Consider the following 2412-nt stretch of genomic DNA (forward strand, 5'->3'; position numbering starts at 1 on the left):
GCTTTTACGGCGAATCGCCACGCCGGGCCTGGCGACCGATCAGCGGATCGTGACGCCGAGTATCGTCATGCGTGAATCGACGGCACCGCTGGCCGGCGTGTTTGCCCAGTGCCGTTGAAAACAGAGAGCCGTTGAAAACAGAAAGCCGCTGAACCCACAGCGCCGCCGAAACAGAATCGATGAGTAGCAATATATGCCAGCAAAAGTAGTGGTAATAGGCAGTTTGAACATGGACCTGGTGACCCGGGCACCACGCTTGCCCAAGGGCGGTGAAACGCTGATTGGTCAGTCGTTTACCACCGTCTGCGGTGGCAAGGGCGCCAATCAGGCCGTGGCTGCGGCGCGGTTGGGGGCCCAGGTGTCGATGATCGGGTGCGTGGGCAATGACGCTTATGGTGAGGCGCTGCGCGGGGCGCTGTTGGCCGAGCAGATCGATTGCCAGGCGGTGAGCACCGTTGACGGTTCCAGCGGCGTGGCGTTGATCGTGGTCGACGACAGCAGTCAGAACAGCATCGTGATCGTCCCTGGGGCCAACGGTGCATTGACCGCAGAAGCCATTGACCGTTCTGATTCGGTGATACACGCGGCGGACGTGCTCATCTGTCAGCTGGAAGTGCCCGATGCTTCCGTTGGCCATGCGCTCAAGCGCGGTCGCGAGCTGGGCAAGACCGTCATCCTCAATCCGGCACCGGCCAGCCGCCCGCTGCCATCGGACTGGTACGCGTCCATCGATTACCTGATTCCCAACGAAAGCGAGGCATCAGCCCTGAGCGGTCTCTCGGTGGACTCCCTGGACACCGCCCAAGCCGCGGCGACTCGCCTGATTGCCATGGGCGCCGGCAAGGTGATCATCACCCTCGGTGCGCAAGGTTCGCTGTTTGCCGATGGCCAACGCTTCGAACATTTCCCTGCGCCCGTGGTAAAGGCTGTCGATACCACGGCGGCCGGCGAKACGTTTGTCGGCGGTTTCGCTGCGGCGCTGGYCGCGGGTCAAGATGAGGTGCAGGCGATCCGTTTCGGGCAGGTGGCTGCGGCGCTGTCGGTCACCCGTGCCGGCGCACAACCTTCAATTCCCGCCTTGAGCGATGTACAGGCGTTTAAAACTCCATGAAAAAGACACCCCTGCTCAACATTGCGCTGTCACGGCTGATAGCCTCATTGGGGCATGGCGACAGGGTCGTCATCGGGGATGCGGGGTTGCCGGTTCCACCGGGCGTTGAATTGATCGACCTGGCCTTGACCCATGGCATTCCGGATTTTGTCAGCACCTTGAAGGTCGTGCTCAGTGAGATGCAGGTCGAAAGCCATGTGCTGGCTCAGGAAATCTTCGATAAAAAGCCGCCGGCCCTGGTCGCACTGGATGAACTGGACGGCGAAGGCGCATTGGGTCGGCGTGAAGTGCTCTCCCATGAACAATTCAAGGTCCTGAGCCGGCAGGCAAGGGCGATTGTTCGGACAGGCGAGTGTCAGCCGTACTGCAACATTGTGCTGGTCGCCGGCGTTACGTTTTGACGGGCTGTCCGCGTTTTGATGTCCCTGGCACAAGGAGTGCGCCCCGTATCGCTATGCTCAGAAACTGCACCCATTGCTCCGGAGTCTGCTGCTTTTGTCCCTGATGACCGCAACGAACGCCCAGGCGGCACAAAAGATCGACTTGATCATCGACACCGATCCGGGGGCCGACGATGTCGTTGCCCTGTTGTTCGCCCTGGCATCGCCGGACGAGCTGAATGTTCGGGCATTGACCACCGTTGCCGGCAACGTTCGCCTGGACAAGACCTCGCGCAACGCACGATTGGCCCGGGAGTGGGCGGGGCGTGAGGAGGTGCCGGTTTATGCCGGTGCACCCAGGCCGCTGATGCGCACGCCGATCTATGCCGAGGATATTCATGGTAAGGAAGGTCTGTCGGGCGTCGCCGTGCATGAGCCGAAGAAGGGCCTGGAAAAGGGCAGTGCGGTGACTTACCTGATTGATGTGCTGAAATCGGCCAAGCCCCACAGCATTACTATCGCCATGCTCGGCCCGCAGACCAATCTGGCCCTGGCGTTGATCCAGGAGCCGGGTATCGTGCAGGGCATCAAGGAAGTGGTGGTCATGGGCGGTGCGCACTTCAATGGCGGCAACATCACGCCGGTGGCCGAGTTCAACCTGTTCGCCGATCCGCAGGCCGCCGAAGTGGTACTCAAGAGTGGCGTAAAGCTGACCTACCTGCCGCTGGATGTGACCCACAAGATCCTGACCAGCGAAGCGCGCCTGAAACAGATTGCCGCGCTGAACAACAACGCCAGCCGGCTGGTGAGCGACATTCTCAATGAATACATCAAGGGCGACATGGAGCACTACGGCATTCCGGGCGGCCCGGTGCATGACGCCACGGTCGTCGCTTACCTGCTCAAGCCGCAGTTGTTCAG

The 2412-nt window shown here is 61.1% G+C and carries 3 protein-coding genes and 1 pseudogene; all 4 read left to right on the plus strand.

Annotated elements, in window-relative coordinates; translation table 11 throughout:
- Positions 1-118: pseudogene (locus ACXRVY_RS24445) on the plus strand (LacI family transcriptional regulator); the annotation flags it as partial.
- A gap of 75 nt (positions 119-193) precedes the next feature.
- Complete coding sequence (rbsK, locus tag ACXRVY_RS24450; RefSeq protein WP_458238466.1) at positions 194-1111, plus strand: ribokinase; 918 nt, start codon at positions 194-196, stop codon at positions 1109-1111.
- Complete coding sequence (rbsD, locus tag ACXRVY_RS24455) at positions 1108-1512, plus strand: D-ribose pyranase (RefSeq protein WP_223457155.1); 405 nt, start codon at positions 1108-1110, stop codon at positions 1510-1512. Before rbsK ends, rbsD begins: the two co-directional genes overlap by 4 nt.
- Positions 1513-1615: 103 nt before the next feature.
- Positions 1616-2412: nucleoside hydrolase (locus ACXRVY_RS24460; RefSeq protein WP_458238467.1), on the plus strand; the 797-nt coding region annotated here is incomplete at its 3' end.

It is taken from the genome of Pseudomonas sp. P5_A2_2 (genome assembly GCF_054177685.1).